This window comes from Cellulomonas sp. H30R-01 (assembly GCF_010119915.1).
Lineage (GTDB): Bacteria > Actinomycetota > Actinomycetes > Actinomycetales > Cellulomonadaceae > Cellulomonas > Cellulomonas algicola.
The window spans coordinates 4,325,773-4,342,512 of sequence record NZ_CP048210.1 but is presented as its reverse complement, the minus strand read 5'-3'; the positions used below and the strand labels follow the sequence as shown (position 1 = coordinate 4,342,512).

The window sequence follows — 16,740 nt, the reverse complement described above, 5'->3', positions numbered from 1 at the left end:
GTCAGGCGGGGTCGGTACCGTCGACGAGCCAGGCCGACGGGTCGGAGACGACGGCGCGCAGGACCGTGAGGGCGGCGCCCGTCATCGCGGCGTGGTCGCCCGCACGCGCGACGTCGACCGTGGGCTCGGCCCAGGGGGCGCCGATGACGTGCCGGTGCAGCGCGGCGAGGACGGGCTCGCGGACGTGGTCGGCGAGCGACGCGTACGTGCCGCCGAGGACGACGTGACCGACGTCGACGAGGTTGACGACGTTGGCGAGCGCCGCGCCCAGGACCGCGCCCGCGGCGGTGAGGGCGTCACGCACCCCCGGGGCGTCCGCGGCGGCCGCGGCGACGAGCGCGTCGAGGCCGTCGTGCGGGTCGAGGCCCGCGGCGCGCAGGAGCGCGTCCTGCCCGGCGACCTGCTCGAGCGTGCGACCGTCGCCCACGAGCGTGTGGCCGAGCTCGCCCGCCCAGCCGTGGCGTCCGCTGAAGAGGTCGCCGTCGAGGACGAGCGCGCCACCGACGCCGATCTCCCCGGAGACGTAGACGAACGACGGGCGCCGGCCCGGCGCGCGGCGGACGTCGGCCTCGGCGCGCGCGGCGAGGTCGGCCTCGTTGGCGAGCCTGGGCGGGTGGGCGGCGAAGGTCCGCGAGGCGCGGGCGGCGAGCGTGGCGACGTCGACGTCGCGCCAGCCGAGGTTGGGGGCGTAGCGCAGGGCACCCCCGCGCGCGTCGACCAGACCCGGCAGCGCGAGGCCGACGCCCGCGAGCCGGAGCGGACCACGCGGCTGGTCGGCCTCGCGTGCCACGGCGCGTGCGGCGAGCTCGTCGACCGCGGCATCGACGAGGGCACCGAGGCGGGGAAGGACGTCGGTCGGGTGGCTCCCCCGGAAGTCGCCGTGCTCGACGTGCTCGACGAGGACGCCGCGCGACAGGTCGAGGACGCGGACGCCCAGGTAGTCGACGTTCACCTCGGCCCCAAGGGCGGCGAGCGTGCCGGCAGCGGCGGTGAGCGGGACGGCGGGCCGCCCCGCGCGCTGCGTCGGGACGGGCTCGAGCTCGGCGACGAGCCCCCCGGCGACGAGACGGTCGACGAGCGACGAGACGGTGGCCCGGGTCAGTCCGGTCGCGGCGGCGACGTCGGCGCGCGACGGTGGGGTGGCACCGGTCGCCGCCGCGTCGAGCACCTGGCGCAGCACGAGCCCGAGGTTGTGCTCGCGCAGGCTCCCCTGCCGCGCCGCCGTCGCCTTCACGGGGTTGACCCTAGCCGGGATCCGCCATAAGTTCATCCATACAACAAATCTCGTGCGGCAGACCCCGCCGCGCGAGGGCACTCGACGACGAGAGGTCCGTGATGGTCCGCAAGCCCACCCGCGACGACAAGTTCTCCTTCGGCCTGTGGACCGTCGGATGGAACGCCCAGGACCAGTTCGGCAGCGCCTCGCGGCCGTGGCTGGACCCGGTCGAGTCGGTCCACAAGCTGGCCGAGCTCGGCGCGGCGCACGTGACGTTCCACGACGACGACGTCGTGCCCTTCGGCTCCGACGCGGCCGAGCGCGACCGCATCCTCGACCGCTTCAAGCAGGCGCTGTCGGACACCGGCATCACGGTCGAGATGGTCACGACCAACACCTTCAGCCACCCGATCTTCAAGGACGGCGCGTTCACGTCGAACGACCGCCGCGTGCGGCGCTACGGCCTGCGCAAGGTCGTCCGCAACGTCGACCTCGCCGCCGAGCTCGGCGCGTCGACGTTCGTCATGTGGGGTGGCCGCGAGGGCGCCGAGTACGACTCGGCCAAGGACCTCAAGGCCGCGCACGACCGCTACGCCGAGGGCATCGACACGGTCGCCGCCTACATCAAGAGCAAGGGCTACGACCTCAAGATCGCGATCGAGCCCAAGCCGAACGAGCCCCGCGGCGACATCCTCCTGCCGACGATCGGCCACGCGATCGCCCTGATCGACCGCCTCGAGAACGCCGACATCGTCGGCCTCAACCCCGAGGTGGGCCACGAGCAGATGGCCGGCCTCAACTACACGCAGGGCATCGCCCAGGCGCTGTGGGCGGGCAAGCTCTTCCACATCGACCTCAACGGCCAGAAGTCCATCAAGTACGACCAGGACCTCGTCTTCGGCCACGGCGACCTGTTCTCCGCGTTCGCGACGGTCGACCTGCTCGAGAACGGCTTCCCGGGTGGCGGCCCCCGCTACGACGGCCCGGTCCACTTCGACTACAAGCCGTCGCGCACGGAGGACTTCCAGGGCGTGTGGGACTCGGCGTCGGCCAACATGGCGACGTACATCCTGCTGAAGGAGCGCGCGCAGGCGTTCCGCGCCGACCCCGAGGTGCAGGAGGCGCTCGAGGCCGCCGGCGTGCTCGAGCTGTCGCAGCCCACGCTCGCCGAGGGCGAGACCCTCGACGACCTGCTCGCCGACACCTCGTCCTACGAGGACCTCGACGTCGACGCGGTCGCCGAGCGCGGCTTCGGCTTCGTCCGCCTCAACCAGCTCGCGCTCGAGCACGCGCTCGGCGCTCGCTGACCCGCGCGACGCCGCCCGCCCCGGCTCCGCACCGGGCGGGCGGCGTCGTCGGCCGTCCGGACGACCCGGCCCCGTCCCCCGGGGTCGGGTCGTCGCGGCACCGGCCCCTCGCTCCACCCCTCACCCGGCCCCGCTCCCGGACCGCGCGACGTCGCCGGTCCGCCCGCCGAAGGAAGCCTCATGACGCTCGTCGCCGGCGTGGACTCCTCCACGCAGTCCTGCAAGGTCGTCGTCCGCGACGCCGACACCGGGGAGCTGGTCCGCCAGGGCCGCGCCTCGCACCCCGACGGCACGTCCGTCGACCCGCGCCACTGGTGGGACGCGCTGCAGACCGCGATCGCGGACGCCGGCGGCCTCGACGACGTCGACGCGATCTCCGTCGGCGGGCAGCAGCACGGCATGGTCGCGCTCGACTCCTCGGGCGAGGTGGTCCGCGACGCGCTGCTGTGGAACGACACCCGTTCCGCGCAGGCCGCGACCGACCTGATCGCCGAGCTCGGCGACGGCGACGCCGAGAAGGGCGCGCAGGCGTGGGCCGACGCCGTCGGCTCGGTGCCGGTCGCGTCGCTCACCGTCACCAAGCTGCGCTGGCTGCGCGACGCCGAGCCGCAGAACGCGGACCGCGTCGCCGCCGTCGCGCTCCCCCACGACTGGCTGACGTGGCGGCTCGCCGGGAACGGTGCCAGCACGGGCGCCGCGGGGCTCGACCAGCTCGTCACCGACCGGTCCGACGCGTCCGGCACCGGCTACTGGTCGCCCGTGACCGACGACTACCGCCTCGACCTGCTGGAGCGCGCCCTGGGCCACCAGGTGCACCTCCCCCGCGTCCTCGGCGCGTCCCAGGCCGGTCCGCGTGCCGTCGTCGGCGCGCGCGAGCCCGTCCTCGGCCCCGGTGCGGGCGACAACGCCGCCGCGGCACTGGCGCTCGGCCTCGGCCCGGGCGACGTCGCCGTCTCGATCGGCACGTCGGGCGTCGTCTCCGCGATCGCGTCCTCCCCCACCGCCGACGGCTCCGGCCTCGTCACGGGATTCGCCGACGCGACGGGCGCGTTCCTGCCGCTCGCGTGCACGCTCAACGCGTCGCGCGTGCTCGACGCCGCCGCCCGGATGCTCGGCGTCGACCACGCCGGCCTGTCCGAGCTCGCGCTGTCCGCCCCTGCGGGTGCCGACGGCCTCGTCCTCGTGCCCTACCTCGAGGGCGAGCGCACCCCCAACAAGCCCGACGCGACCGGCGCGCTGCACGGCCTGCGGCTCGCGAACACGACGCCCGCGCACCTCGCGCGCGCAGCCGTCGAGGGCATGCTCTGCGCGCTCGCCGACGGGATCGACGCGCTCCGCGCCCAGGGTGTCGCCGTCGAGCGGCTCTTCCTCATCGGCGGTGGCGCGCAGTCGCGGGCCGTGCGGGAGATCGCGCCGACGGTCTTCGGGCTCGACGTGCACGTCCCGACGCCCGGCGAGTACGTCGCCGACGGTGCCGCGCGCCAGGCCGCGTGGGTCCTCTCGGGCTCCGCGACCGCCCCGTCCTGGACCGCCGCCGCGGAGGCGGCCCTGCACAGCGCCGACCCCGTCGCGCGCGTCCGCGAGCAGTACGCCGCCGTCCGCGAGCTGACGGGCACCCGCCCCCTCTGACGCCCCGCCCGCACCGACGCACGAGAGCCCGGCCCCTCCGAGGGACCGGGCTCTCGTCGTGGGGTGGGCGGGCGCCGGAAGCACGACGAGGGCCCGGCCTCTGCGGTGGCCGGGCCCTCGTCGTCCTGCGGCGCGTCAGGCCACGTGCGTCCCGCGGCGGCGCGAGCGCACCATCGCCGTCCCCGCGCCCAGCAGCGCGAGGGCCAGGAGCACCAGGCCCGCGACCTGCGCGCCCGTGGTGGCGAGGCTGCCGCCACCGGACCCGCCGGTGCCGGCCGAGGCGCCGCCGCCGGGAGCCGCGGCGACGACCTCGACGACCGTGGCCGCGAGGACCTGGTCGTCGACCGCGGCGGCGATGCCGTAGCGGCCGACGGCCGTGGTGGCCGGGATCCTCACGGACCCGGAGGCCCCGCCGGACGCGTCGACGGTGAACGACCCGACGGCGAGCCCGAGCGGGCCGGTGCTGCCGACGGCACGGGCCTTCAGGAGCCGTGCGTCGCCCTGGACCTGGCCGACGAGCGACTCCGCCCCGAGCACCACGTCGACGACCGTCCCGGGCGTGAACCCGGACAGCGCCACGGGCACGGTGCCGCCGCGCGCCACCTTGCCGGCCCCGAGGACGACGGTCGGCGCCGACGGCTCCGGCTCCTCGCCCGCGGCCTCGACCAGCCGGCCGACGCCCCAGCGCTCGGTCGTCTGGTAGCCGGTGCCGGTGGGCTCGGCCCAGGTGTGGATCGACGTCCGCGCACCGTCGGCGGTGGCGTCGTTGACCTGGACGTCGAGCCCGTGGAACGTGCCGGCGCCGCCCTGGTCGTGCAGGCCGATGGCGGCCTCGACGACGTAGCCCGAGGCCGTGCGACGCGTCGCGCTGGTGAGGTTGGCCTTCTGGTAGGCCTCGTCACCGGTGCCGACCGACACCACGTTGTCGGCGCTGATGCGGAGCTGGGTGTCGTCGTAGCGGTAGGAGCCGTTCTTCGCGTTGCCCGGGTCGACGAAGATCTCGATCGAGTCCTGCGTCCACGGGTCCGAGCCCGCGGTGTTGACGACCGCGTCCGTGACGGTGGCGAGGACGTAGAGCGTGTCGTCCTTCCACAGCGTCCTGACGTCCGCGACGGCACCTGCCGGGTCGGAGCCGGCGCCGACGACCTTCGTCGTCGTGACCGAGCCCGCGTCCGCCCACACCGCGTCCTCGTCGCCGTCGATCGTCGGCACGGCCGACGCCGGGGCGACCTCGAGGTACGACAGCGGCTCGACGAGCGTGAGCGTGCCGGTCGCGCCGAGCTTGTTCCAGCCGACCGTGGTGCCGCCGTCCGTCGCGGTCACGTCGAACGCGAGCTGGTCGCCGGCCGCAGCGGCGTCGAGCGACAGGTGGACCACCGCGGCCCAGCCGTCGCCCAGCTCCGTCGCGACCCCGTCGACGTCGCCCTCGCCGTCGCGCCCGAACGCGTACGTCTCACCGTCGAGCGTGAGCGTGAGGCCGTCCGACACGGCCGGGGTCGCGTCCTGCACGACGACGAACGCCGTCAGGTGGTCGGCCTCCCAGCGGAGCTGGAACGCCGCCGACTCGTCCATCGGGAGCAGCGGGAGCCGGTCCCAGTCCGGCGCGGAGGTCGCGTCGTCGTCCAGCGGCACCGTGCCCTGGAAGACGTTCGCGGCCCGCATGGGGGCGGGCAGCGTCGAGGCGTCGACGATGCCGTGGTACGCCGGCTTGGCCTTGACCTGGTCGTCGAAGACGAGCGGCGCGCCGGAGTCGTTGCGCCACGAGCGGCCGTCGACGAGGCCCCACACGGTCGCCGAGAAGACCTGGTCGGTCTCCGCGTGGAACGCGCGGAACGCGTCGAAGGCGTCCTGGTAGTAGTAGCCCTGGTCGACCAGCTTGGCCTCGGTCACGGGGGTGCCCGTCGTGACGTCGAACTCGGTGATCGCCTGGACCTTGCCGAGGTCGGCCATGCGGTCCAGCGCTCCCGCGAGCGTGCTCACGGGGGTCGCGAGGCTCACGTGGAACTGGTGGCCGATGCCGTCGAACTCGACGCCGCGGTCGATCATGCGCGCGATCAGGTCGTGGTAACGCTGCTGCTTGCCGGCCTGCTCGGTGTTGTAGTCGTTGATGAACAGCGTGACCGGGTGCGCCTGCCCGGGAGCCGCGTACGTGCCGTTGAAGGCGTCGTTCGCGTACGCGAAGGACAGGTCGACGAACTCCTCGCCGAGCACCTGGAACCACCGGCTCGTGCGCATGCCGCCGGGCGTGCCGCTGCCGTCGGAGACGACCTCGTTGACCACGTCGAACGCGTACAGCGGGTTGGTGGCGCTGCCGAACTTCCCGTACTTGTCGCTGAGGTACTTCGCGACGTTGTCGATGTGCGTGCGCAGCCGGGCCTTGAGCACCGCCTGGTCGGCGGGGCTGTCGGTGAGCCAGCGGCCCGAGCCGTCCTGGAAGAACCAGTCGGGCGTCTGGCTGTGCCACACGAGCACGTGCCCGTAGACCTTGAGGTCGTGCTCCGCCGCGTACGTCATGAGCGCGTCGGCCTCGGAGTTGGTCGTGACGAACGTGTGCGTCGGGTCGTTCGCGTCGTACCACGCCTCGGGCTTCATGAAGTTCTCGGGCGTGATCTGGTCGAAGTGCTTCGTGAGCAGGCGACCGTACGGGTCGGCCGTGTCACGCGCCTGGATCGCGGCGCCGAACGGGAAGTCCAGCGTGTCCTTGATCGGCGTCAGCCCCTCCTCGATCGACAGCGGCGACGCGACCTTCACGGTGATGTCGTCGACCAGGAAGTCGGACGTGTTGCCGTTGTTGTAGTCGGTCTCCAGGTAGAGCAGGTCGGAGCCCTCGGGCACCCGGATCGACGCCTTCACCTCGACCCACTGGCTGTTCGACTGGCCGGACACCTGCGCGAGCGTCGTGAACTTCTGCGTGCCGCCGTCGTCGTGCCGGACCGTGAGCCACACGTCGTCGGCGGGCTGACCCGCCGCGAAGCGCACCCACGCGGACAGCTCGTAGAGCGTGCCGGGCACGAGGACGCCGTCCACGTCGAACGCGAGGCCGTGGCCCTGCGACGAGCGGTTCGCGACGAGCGCGGACTGCGCGCCGCCGTGCGCCGCCGTCGTGGTGACGGTCGCCGTCGGCGAACCGCTGCCGGTCTCGCGGACGAACCAGCCGTCCATGCCGTCCTCGAAGTCGGCGTCGATCACCGTCGACCCGACGGGCTGCGACGGCGCGAGCGTCACGGACGGGAGCGTGAACTCCCAGCCGGCGTCGAGCCGCTCCTGCACGACGGCCTTGAGCGCCGCGACCGAGTTGGCGCGGTTGCCGCCGCCGTCGTGCACGAGCACGATCTCGCCGTCCTTCATCGCGGCGCGCAGGTTGGCCTTGAGCGCCTCGACGTCGGACTGCGTGGTCGCGTCCCAGTCGTCGATGAGGTTCGTGACCGCGAGCGGCTGCATGCCGAGCGACACCGCCGCGGCGGGCGTCTGCCCCCACGCACCGTTCGGTGCGCGGAAGAACGGCACCTGCGCGTTCGGGTCGCCGAGCGCCGTGCGGATGGTCGTGAGGTTCTGGGCCATCTTCTGCGCGGCCTGCTCCTGCGTCAGCCCGTCCATCGCGCTGTAGTCGGTGGAGTGGTTGCACAGGGTGTGGCCGTCGGCGACGATCCGCCGGAGCACGGCCGCGCCGTCACCGGTCGTGACGTTCTGGCCGATGACGCAGAACGTCGCGGGGATGTCCTTCGCGGCGAGGAAGTCGAGCAGCTCGGTCGTCGCGGCACCGTTCGGGCCGTCGTCGAAGGTGAGCGCGGCCCGCTTCACGCCGGGAGCGGACCCGGCCGCGGCGGTCGCGACGGGCGTCGTCGTCGGGTTGAGCGCGCCGCCCGGCGGGACGTCCGGCACCTCGCCGGGGCCCGTGGACGCCTGGCCGGTGACGACGACGTCGTCGACGAGGAACGAGGCGGTCGCGCTGTCGGACTCGACGTAGAGGTTGGTCGGCGGCGTCGCCGGGTCGACCGTGTACGTCCCGGACAGCTTCGTCCACTCCCCCGACGTCACGGCGACGCGGCCGCCGACCCACGGGTACTCGTTGGCCGCGCCGGGCGTCTGCATGCCGAGGTTGAGCTGGGCCGGGCCGGCCTCCCCGTCGGCGAGCCGCACCCACGCCTCGACGTCGTAGGTGCCCGTCGTCAGCAGCGACGAGACGTCGTGCTGCGCGCCGTTCCAGCCGGCGGCGCGCCCGGTGACGAGCAGGCTCGACGAGCCGCCGTGCGCCTGCATGGTCGTGGTCGCGACGGTCGTGCTGCCGGATCCGCGCGCGGTCCAGCCGTGGCCGGCCGACTCGAAGGTGCTGGTCAGCACCGCGCTCGGACCGACGGCGGGCGGCCCGGTGATGACGAGGTCGTCGACGAGGTAGGTGTAGGGCGCGGTCAGGTCCCCGGTGCCGAGGTAGAGCTGGAGGTCCGACGGCGCGGTCCCCGTCGCGGGCACGGTGTACGTCCCGCTCACGGTGGTCCACGCGTCCGCCGTCATGGTCGTGTTCCCGATCCACGTGTACGCGGGCTTCATGACGAACCGCACGCCGGCAGGGCCGCCGGTGGTCCCGCCGGCGAGGCGCGCGCGCATCGAGATCGTGTACTCGGTGCCAGGCACGAGGTCGGCCAGCGCGCCGGGTGCCGTCTGGACGCCCTCGTAGTCCGCCGCGCGGTGCGCGACCTGGAGGACCTTGCCGCCGTCGACGTCGACGACGCTCAGGGTGGGGTTGCCGCTCTGCTGCCAGATCCCGGTGGTGCCGTCCTCGAAGGTGGTCGACGAGACGACGGTCGGCGACGCCGCGGCGGCGGTGGTCGCGGTGGGCAGGATGCCCGCGATCGGGGCGGTGATGACGCCGAGCGCCACCACACCGATCCCGATAGTTTCGAAGCCTCTCGGCCGTCTCATCGACGCTCCTTTGCGCAATGTTGACAGGTGACCTGGCCAACCTAGGCAGCAGCCTGCCGATCCGGTATCAGCCGGAGGAGCGAATTATCGGGCTTCCGCGCGCAACTATCGAAACTGTGACGGGTCCGTGACCGGCTGCGCGGCCCGCGATGGGCGTCCAGCAGGTCCCGGCCCAGGCACGACGAAGCCCCCGGTGCTCGGCGGCACCGGGGGCTTCGGGAGTCGTCGCGTCAGTGCGCGGCGTCGTAGGCGGACTTCACCTCGGCGGAGATACGACCCCGCTCGGAGACGTGGTGCCCGTTGGCCTTCGCCCACTCGCGGATCGCCTGGGCGTCGCCCGAGGAGCGACGTGCGTTGCTGCTGCCGCCGCGGCCGGCGGGGCGCGCCGACGACGAACGGCCACCGACCTTGCGGGCGTGCCCGACCCACTGCGCGAAACCGTCACGCAGCTCCGAGGCGTGCGCCGCCGTGAGGTCGATCTCGTAGGTGACGCCGTCGAGCGCGAACGTCACCGTCTCGTCCGCCGTTCCGCCGTCGATGTCGTCGACCAGCAGGACCTGGACCTTCTGAGCCATTGTTTGCTCCGGGGTAAGTGCGTGGAGGGGATTTTCTCGCTTACCCGCCGAAGCATGACACCCGTACTATTCGGACGTCAAACGGTCGCGCTTCGATTCCTCATTTGTGCTGGCGGCTTCCCGCTGTGCGGCGAGGCGTTCCTCGGCGTCCATTCTGGCCAATGCCTGCCGTTCGGTGCGGTCCGCATTCACGAGCGCACGGATCGCGAACCAGAAGATCAGCCCGACGCCGATCGAGGGGAGGATCGCGGCCAGCGCCGTGGTGAGCCCGTCCACGCGTCAGCCCTGCGGCTTCACGAGCGGGAACAGGATCGTCTCGCGGATGCCGAGGCCCGTGAGCGCGATGAGCAGGCGGTCGATCCCCATGCCCATCCCTCCCGACGGCGGCATCGCGAACTCCATCGCGGTGAGAAAGTCCTCATCGATTCGCATGGCCTCGTCGTCACCCCGCGCGGCGAGCGCGGCCTGCGCCTCGAACCGCTGCCTCTGGATGACCGGGTCAACGAGTTCCGAGTAGCCGGTCGCGAGCTCCATGCCGCGCACGTAGAGGTCCCACTTCTCGACGAGCCCGTGCTTGCTGCGGTGGTCGCGCACCAAGGGCGACGTCTCGACCGGGAAATCGCGCACGAACGTGGGTGCCGTCAATGCGTGACCGACGTGGTGCTCCCAGAGCTCCTCGACCATCTTCCCGTGGTTGCGCTGCCCGGGAGCGAGCTCGATCTCGGCCTTCTCGAGCAGCTCGAGCAGGACGTCGTCGGTCGTGTCGTGCGTGATCTCGACGCCCAGCGCCCCGGACAGCGAGTCGTACATCGGCAGCCGCGCCCACTCGCCGCCCACGTCGTACTCGGTGCCGTCGGCCAGCGTGACCGTCGTCGTGCCGAACGCGTCACGCGCCGCCGTCTGGACCAGGTCCTGCGTGAGGTCCGCGATCGTGTCGTACGTGCCGTAGGCCTCGTACGCCTCGAGCATCGCGAACTCGGGAGAGTGCGTGGCGTCGACGCCCTCGTTGCGGAAGTTCCGGTTGATCTCGAACACCCGCTCGACGCCGCCGACCGCGGCGCGCTTGAGGAACAGCTCCGGCGCGATGCGCAGGAACAGCGGGATGTCGAAGGCGTTCATGTGCGTCTCGAACTGCCGCGCGGCCGCACCCTCCGGGCGGACCTGCAGCATCGGCGTCTCGACCTCGATGAACCCGCGGCGGTGCAGGTTGTCGCGGACCGAGCGGAGCACCGCGGCGCGCGTGCGGACCATGTCCCGCGAGCGCTGGTTGACGATGAGGTCGACGTACCGCTGGCGGACGCGCGCCTCCTCCGAGAGCTCGGTGCCCTCGTACAGGTTGGGCAGCGGGCGCAGCGCCTTCGCCGCGATCGACCACGCGTCGGCGAACACGGACAGCTCGCCGCGGCGCGACGAGATGACACGGCCGTGCACGAACACGTGGTCGCCCAGGTCGACGTCCGACTTGAACGCGGACAGCCGCTCGTCGCCCACCTCGGCGAGCGACAGCATCGCCTGGAGGCGGTTGCCCTCGCCGTCCTGGAGCGTCGCGAAGCACAGCTTGCCGGTGTTGCGCAGGAACACGACGCGGCCGGCGATCCCGACCTCGTCCTGCGTCTCGGTGCCCGGCTCCAGGTCCGGGTACGCGGCGCGGACCTCGGCGATCGTGTGCGTGCGCGGCACCACGACCGGGTAGGCCTCGGTCCCCTCGGCGAGCAGGCGCTCACGCTTCGCGCGGCGGACCTGGATCTGCTCGGGGGTGTCGTCGACGGTGGCGTCGGCGGCGGCGTTCTCGGCCGGGTTCTCGGGCGCAGCGGTCACCGGGCGATTCTACCGGCGCGGCCCGACCCGCCCGGCGCGACGGCCGTGAGATGCACGACGCCCCACGGCCACGACGTGCCGGACGCGGCGAGGCGCGCGCGGCGCGAGAGGCGCGCGGTGCACGTCCGCGCCGCGCCGCGCCGCCGGCCGTCCGTCGTCAGGACGCCTGCAGGTCCAGCGCGAGGTCGAGGATCGGAGACGAGTGCGTGAGCCCGCCGACCGACAGGTAGTCGACGCCCGTGCCGGCGACCTCGGCCGCGCGGTCGAGGGTCAGGTTGCCGGTCGCCTCGAGCTCGACGCGGCCGGTCGTCGGCTCGCCGGCCCGGATCGCGGCGACCACCTCGGCCAGGAGCGGCGTGGGCATGTTGTCGAGCAGCAGGAACCGTGCACCGGCGACGACGGCCTCGAGCGCCTGGTCGAGCGTGTCGGCCTCGACCTGGATGTCGACGTCGGGGAACCGCTCCTGCACCGCGCGGACCGCGGCCGCGACCGAACCCGCGGCGACGACGTGGTTGTCCTTGACCATCGCGACGTCGTACAGCCCCATGCGCTTGTTCGTCCCGCCGCCGCAGCGGACCGCGTACTTCTCGAGCGCCCGCAGGCCCGGGGTCGTCTTGCGCGTGTCGAGCACCTGCGCGCCCGTGCCGTCGAGCGCGTCCGCCCAGCGGCGCGTGTGCGTCGCGACGCCCGACGCACGCGACGCGAGGTTGAGCATCGTCCGCTCCGCGACGAGCAGCGTCTGCACGGGCCCGACGAGCACCGCGAGCACCTCGTCACGCCACACGCGGGCGCCGTCCTCCACCGTGAGCGTCGCGGTCACGGTGTCCGTGCCGAGCCGCTGCGCGACCTGGTCGACGACCTCCTGGACCACGACGAGCCCGGCGACGACGCCGTCCGCGCGCGCCACGAGGTGCGCGGTGCCGACGGTGTCCGGAGGGATCGTCGCCTGCGACGTGACGTCCCGGCCCGGTGCGGGGCCGAGGTCCTCGTCGAGCGCGACCTGGACCACCCGGGCGACCCACGCGGGGTCGAGCTGCTGCTGCACGCCGCCACCCTACGGACCCCTCGGCCCCGTCGTGCGGAAGGTCCGTCCCACCGGGTGCGACGGACCTTCCGCACGAGCGCCGGGTTCCGACGACGACGGCCCCGGACGGAGGGGTCCGGGGCCGTCGTGGTGGGCACCGCCCCGCCGGGCAGGGCGGCGGGGCGGTGTCGGTCAGGAGTACGTCACGCGCACCGGGGCGCTCGCCACGGCCTCCTTGCCGACGTAGGCCTTGACCTCGAACTGGCCGGGCAGCACCCAGACGGGCACCTTGACCTTGGTGCTCGCGGCACCCGAGGCGTCGGTCTTCACCGTGCCGAGCTCGGCGTCCTTCCAGTACCAGTCGTGCACGCCCTCGACGAGCTTGCCGAACAGCCCGCCGTACGACGGGGTCGCCGGCCGGTCGCCCACGCGGTCGAGCACGAGGGTCACCTTGGTCTTGGCCGGGAAGTCGGCGAGCGCGACGGCGAGCTTCTTGCCCGGCGCGACCTTGTCCGACCCGAGGGTCAGGACCGGCCCCGGCTCGACGACCGGTGCCGCGAGCTCGAGGACGCCCCAGCGGGCGGTGCTCTGGTACGAGCGGCCCGTCGGGTCGGTCCACGTGCGGACGGAGCCGCGCACACCGTCGGTGGCGTCGTTCACCTGGAAGTCCAGGCCGACCAGGTCGCCGGCGACCGCGTCGCGGCCCAGCGCGATCGACGCCTCGACGACGTACCCGCCGTCGATCAGCGCCGTGGCGCTGGTCAGCCGCTCGCCGATGACCGACAGGTCGCCGCTGACCGACTGCGCGTTGCTCGCGCTGATCCGGTACTGCCCGTCCTGCGGGGTGTACGCGCCGTTCTTGGCGTTGACCGGGTCGACGAAGATCTCGACCGAGTCCTGCTCCCACGCATTGGTGGCGGACTCGTCGACCACCGGGTCGGCGACCTTCACCAGCACGTCGACCGCGTCGTCGTGCCACAGCACCCGCACCTCGGCCGTGGCACCCGGGGTGCCCTCGACCTGCGTGTCCGTCGTGACGACCGGAGCGGTCGCCCAGACGTCGTCGACGGTGCCGTCGATCGTCGGGGCGGTGGTGGCCTGCGGCGCGGAGACGAAGCCGATCGGCTCGATGAGGGTGACGACACCGAGGCGCTCGCCGTCCTCCTGGCCGTGCGACAGGTCGTTCCACGACCGCTGGTCGCCCGTGACGCCGTCGGTCACGCGCACGTCGAACGGCACCGTGCCGCCCTCCGTGAGACCCGCGACGGGGACGGCGACCGCGAGGCGGTAGCCCGTGGCCGTGGCCTGGGCCTGCGTGCGGTTCACCGTGACGTGCGACTCGCCGGCGAAGACGTCCACGACGTCCTCGGTGCCGTCGTCGCTCGCGTCCGCGACCTCGACGTACGCGGTGAGGCCGTCGGCCGACCAGCGCAGCTGGAAGCCCGTACCGTCACCGATCGACGTCTCGGGCAGGAGCGCCCACGTCGGGTCGTCGACACCCGTGGGCGTGCCCTGGTGCGCGTCGGCCTGACGCGTGAGCGTGGGCAGCTCCGACCGGTCGACGATGCCCCAGTAGGCCGGCTTGGCCTGCAGGTCGTCGTCGAACGGCAGCGGCGCACCCTCACGCCACGACCGGCTGTCGTACGGGCCCCACAGGGTCACCGAGAACAGGTCCGGGTACTCCCGGAGCATGTCGAACACGTCGGCGTAGTAGTAGCCCTGCGCGACGAGCTTCTCCTGCGTGACCGCGCCGTCGATCGGCGCGTCGAGCTCCGTGACCGCCTGCAGCAGGCCGGTCTGGGCGAAGGCGTCGATGCTCGCCTTCATCTGCGACACCGGCTGGAGCAGGTTGACGTGGAACTGGTGGCCCAGACCGTCGAGCGGGACGTCCCGGTCGAGCAGGCGGTTCACGACCGTGAGCATCGCCTGCCGCTTGGCGGGCAGCTCGGTGTTGTAGTCGTTGAGGAAGAGCTCGACCGGGCCGTCGGTGTCGCCGCCGTTGAACGCCTCGCTGGCGTAGCCGAACGCGAGGTCGAGGAACTGCTCACCGAGGACCTCGAACCAGCGGCTCTTGCGCAGGCCGTCGCTCTCGCTCTCCGCGATCGCCTCGTTGACGACGTCGAACGCGACGATCGGGTTGCCGTCGGTGCCGTACTCGCCGTACTTGTCGCGGTAGTGGTCGGCGACCGTCTCGATGTGCGTGCGCATGCGGTCGCGCAGGATCTGCTGGTCCGCGGCGCTGTTCGTCAGCGGCGTGCCGTCGGTGTGGTTGAAGAACCAGTCCGGCGTCTGCGAGTGCCACACGAGCGTGTGCCCGTAGACCCGCTGACCGTGCTCGATCGCGCTGTCGACGAGGGCGTCCGCCGCCTCGAACGTGAACGTGCCCTCGGTCGGCTGGATGCTCTCGGGCTTCATCGCGTTCTCGGCGGTGATCTGGTCGTAGTGCTTGACCACGAGCTGCTCACCCGTGCCGACCGTCTCGCGCTCGTCGATCGCGACGCCGACCGGCCACGGCAGCTCGTCCTGCAGGGACGGGATGTCCGTCTGCACCGGCGGGGCGGTCGAGCCGCTCACGACGACGTCGTCGACCACGAACGACGCGAGCGACGACGCCGACTCGACGTACAGCAGCGCCGAGTCGGCGGCCGCCATCGTGTACGACGCCTGCACGTGGGTCCACGCGTCGGCCGTGACGCCGGTCGCGGTCGTCACCGTGTCGTAGGTCGACTCGCCCGCGTTGTCGCGCTGGACGGACACGCGCAGGTCGGCCGGCTCGGTCGCACCGGCGGCGAGCTTGAGCCACAGGTCGATCGAGTACGTCCGGCCCGTCTGGAAGACGTCCGTGACCGTGGCACCGATGCCGTTCCACGCCTGCGTGCGGTCCGCGACGAGGGCAGCCTGGGCCCCGCCGTGCGCGTCGTCGGTCAGGGTGACGGTGTTGTCGCCGCGCGGTCCCCAGACGCCGAGGCCCTGCTCGAAGTCGTTGCTCAGGCCGGTCGGCACCGAGCCGCCGTCGCCCTGGAGGCCCCCGGTCGGCAGCGTGAACTGCCAGCCCGCGGCCAGCCGCTCGTCCACGACGGTCTGCACCGCCGCGAGCGTGCCGGACCGGTCGCCGCCGCCGTCGTGCGCGAGCACGACCTCGCCGGGCTTCATCGCGGCCCGCAGGTTCGACGTGAGCGTCGGGACGTCCTGCGTCGCCCAGTCGTCGATCGTGTTCGTCACCGCGAGCGGCTGCATGCCGAGCGCGACGGCCACACCGGGCGTGACACCCCAGCTGCCGTTCGGGGCGCGGAAGTACGGGACCTTCGCGTCCGGGTCGCCCAGCGCGTCGCGGATGATGCCGAGGTTCTCGACGAGGTCCGCGCGGACCTGCTCCGCGGTCCACGCGCCCATGTCGGCGTACGACGTCGTGTGGTTGCACAGCGTGTGCCCGTCCGCCACGATCCGCCGCAGCACGTCCGCGCCACCCGGCGCCTGGATGTTCTGGCCGATGACGCAGAAGGTCGCCGTGATGTCGCGCTCGGCCAGGAAGTCGAGCAGCGCCGTCGTGGTCGCGCCGTTGGGTCCGTCGTCGAACGTCAGCGCCGAGACGTCACCCGCGCCGCGCGCGGTCGCGACCGGCGTGGTGGTGGGGCTCACCGCGCCGCCGGGGACGACGCCGCCCGGGTCGGTCGGCTCCTGGCCCGTGATCACCACGTCGTCGAGCAGGACGTCCGGGAACGGCGCCGCGTCGCCGCCGTCGAGGTACATGCGCGCGGCATCGAGGCCCTCCTCGAACGTGTACGAGCCGCTGATCGTGGTCCACGCGTCGGCGCCGAGCGTGCTCGGACCACTGACCCAGGTGTACGGGTTCGACGCCGCCGGGGCGTCGACCGTGAAGTGCACGCCCGAGGCGGGCTGCGCGGCGTCCGCAAGGCGGGCGCGCATGCTGACGGTGTACGTCTCGCCCGGCTCGAGCAGCGGGACGAGGTCCAGCGCGATGCCCTGCCAGCCGGCCGTGCGGCCCGCGATCTTGAGGCTCGTGCCCGCGCCGTCCGGGTCGGGCACGAGCGTCAGGGTGGGGTTGCCGCTGGGCGTCCACGGGGCGTACGTGCCGCCCTCGAAGTCGCTGCGGAGGATCTCGCTGTCCGCCGCTCGGGCGGTGGAGGTGGGTGCGGAGCCGAGCGCCGGCGCGGCCACCAGGCCCAACGCCAGCACCCCGACTCCGATAGTTTCGAACAGACCTGACCGACTCATCGACGCTCCCTTGCG

General features: G+C 73.0%; 9 protein-coding genes. 2 read left to right on the top strand and 7 right to left on the bottom strand.

Annotation, left to right across the window (positions count from 1 at the left end):
- Window position 1 precedes the first annotated feature (1 nt).
- Entirely contained in the window at window positions 2-1,234 is a 1,233-nt protein-coding gene (locus tag GXP71_RS19345) for an ROK family protein (protein WP_202924292.1), read from the bottom strand.
- 101 nt (window positions 1,235-1,335) lie between these two features.
- Between GXP71_RS19345 and xylA the strand changes: the two genes are divergently transcribed.
- The gene (gene xylA / locus GXP71_RS19340) at window positions 1,336-2,523 is read left to right on the top strand and encodes a xylose isomerase (protein WP_124342035.1); all 1,188 of its coding nucleotides are present in this window, start codon (window positions 1,336-1,338) and stop codon (window positions 2,521-2,523) included.
- Between the two features lie 180 nt (window positions 2,524-2,703).
- The gene (gene xylB / locus GXP71_RS19335; RefSeq protein ID WP_162354008.1) at window positions 2,704-4,152 is read left to right on the top strand and encodes a xylulokinase; all 1,449 of its coding nucleotides are present in this window, start codon (window positions 2,704-2,706) and stop codon (window positions 4,150-4,152) included.
- 135 nt (window positions 4,153-4,287) lie between these two features.
- Here xylB and GXP71_RS19330 read toward each other — a convergent pair whose 3' ends face one another.
- From GXP71_RS19330 to GXP71_RS19305, 6 genes are all read right to left on the bottom strand, one after another.
- Window positions 4,288-9,072 (bottom strand): endo-1,4-beta-xylanase, encoded by a 4,785-nt coding sequence (locus GXP71_RS19330; RefSeq protein WP_162354007.1) that lies wholly within the window; start codon window positions 9,070-9,072, stop codon window positions 4,288-4,290.
- Between the two features lie 230 nt (window positions 9,073-9,302).
- The gene (locus GXP71_RS19325) at window positions 9,303-9,647 is read right to left on the bottom strand and encodes an Lsr2 family protein (protein ID WP_124343194.1); all 345 of its coding nucleotides are present in this window, start codon (window positions 9,645-9,647) and stop codon (window positions 9,303-9,305) included.
- A gap of 66 nt (window positions 9,648-9,713) precedes the next feature.
- Window positions 9,714-9,923, bottom strand: coding sequence for a hypothetical protein (locus GXP71_RS19320; protein ID WP_162354006.1), 210 nt, complete (start codon window positions 9,921-9,923; stop codon window positions 9,714-9,716).
- Window positions 9,924-9,926: 3 nt separating this feature from the next.
- Window positions 9,927-11,465, bottom strand: a complete 1,539-nt coding sequence (gene lysS, locus GXP71_RS19315) for a lysine--tRNA ligase (RefSeq protein WP_162354005.1) — start codon at window positions 11,463-11,465, stop codon at window positions 9,927-9,929.
- Window positions 11,466-11,622: 157 nt separating this feature from the next.
- On the bottom strand, window positions 11,623-12,510 hold the full coding sequence (nadC, locus tag GXP71_RS19310; RefSeq protein WP_162354004.1) for a carboxylating nicotinate-nucleotide diphosphorylase: 888 nt from the start codon (window positions 12,508-12,510) through the stop codon (window positions 11,623-11,625).
- A gap of 171 nt (window positions 12,511-12,681) precedes the next feature.
- A complete protein-coding gene (locus GXP71_RS19305) occupies window positions 12,682-16,725 on the bottom strand; it encodes an endo-1,4-beta-xylanase (protein WP_162354003.1) in 4,044 nt (1,347 codons plus the stop codon).
- Window positions 16,726-16,740: the final 15 nt, after the last annotated feature.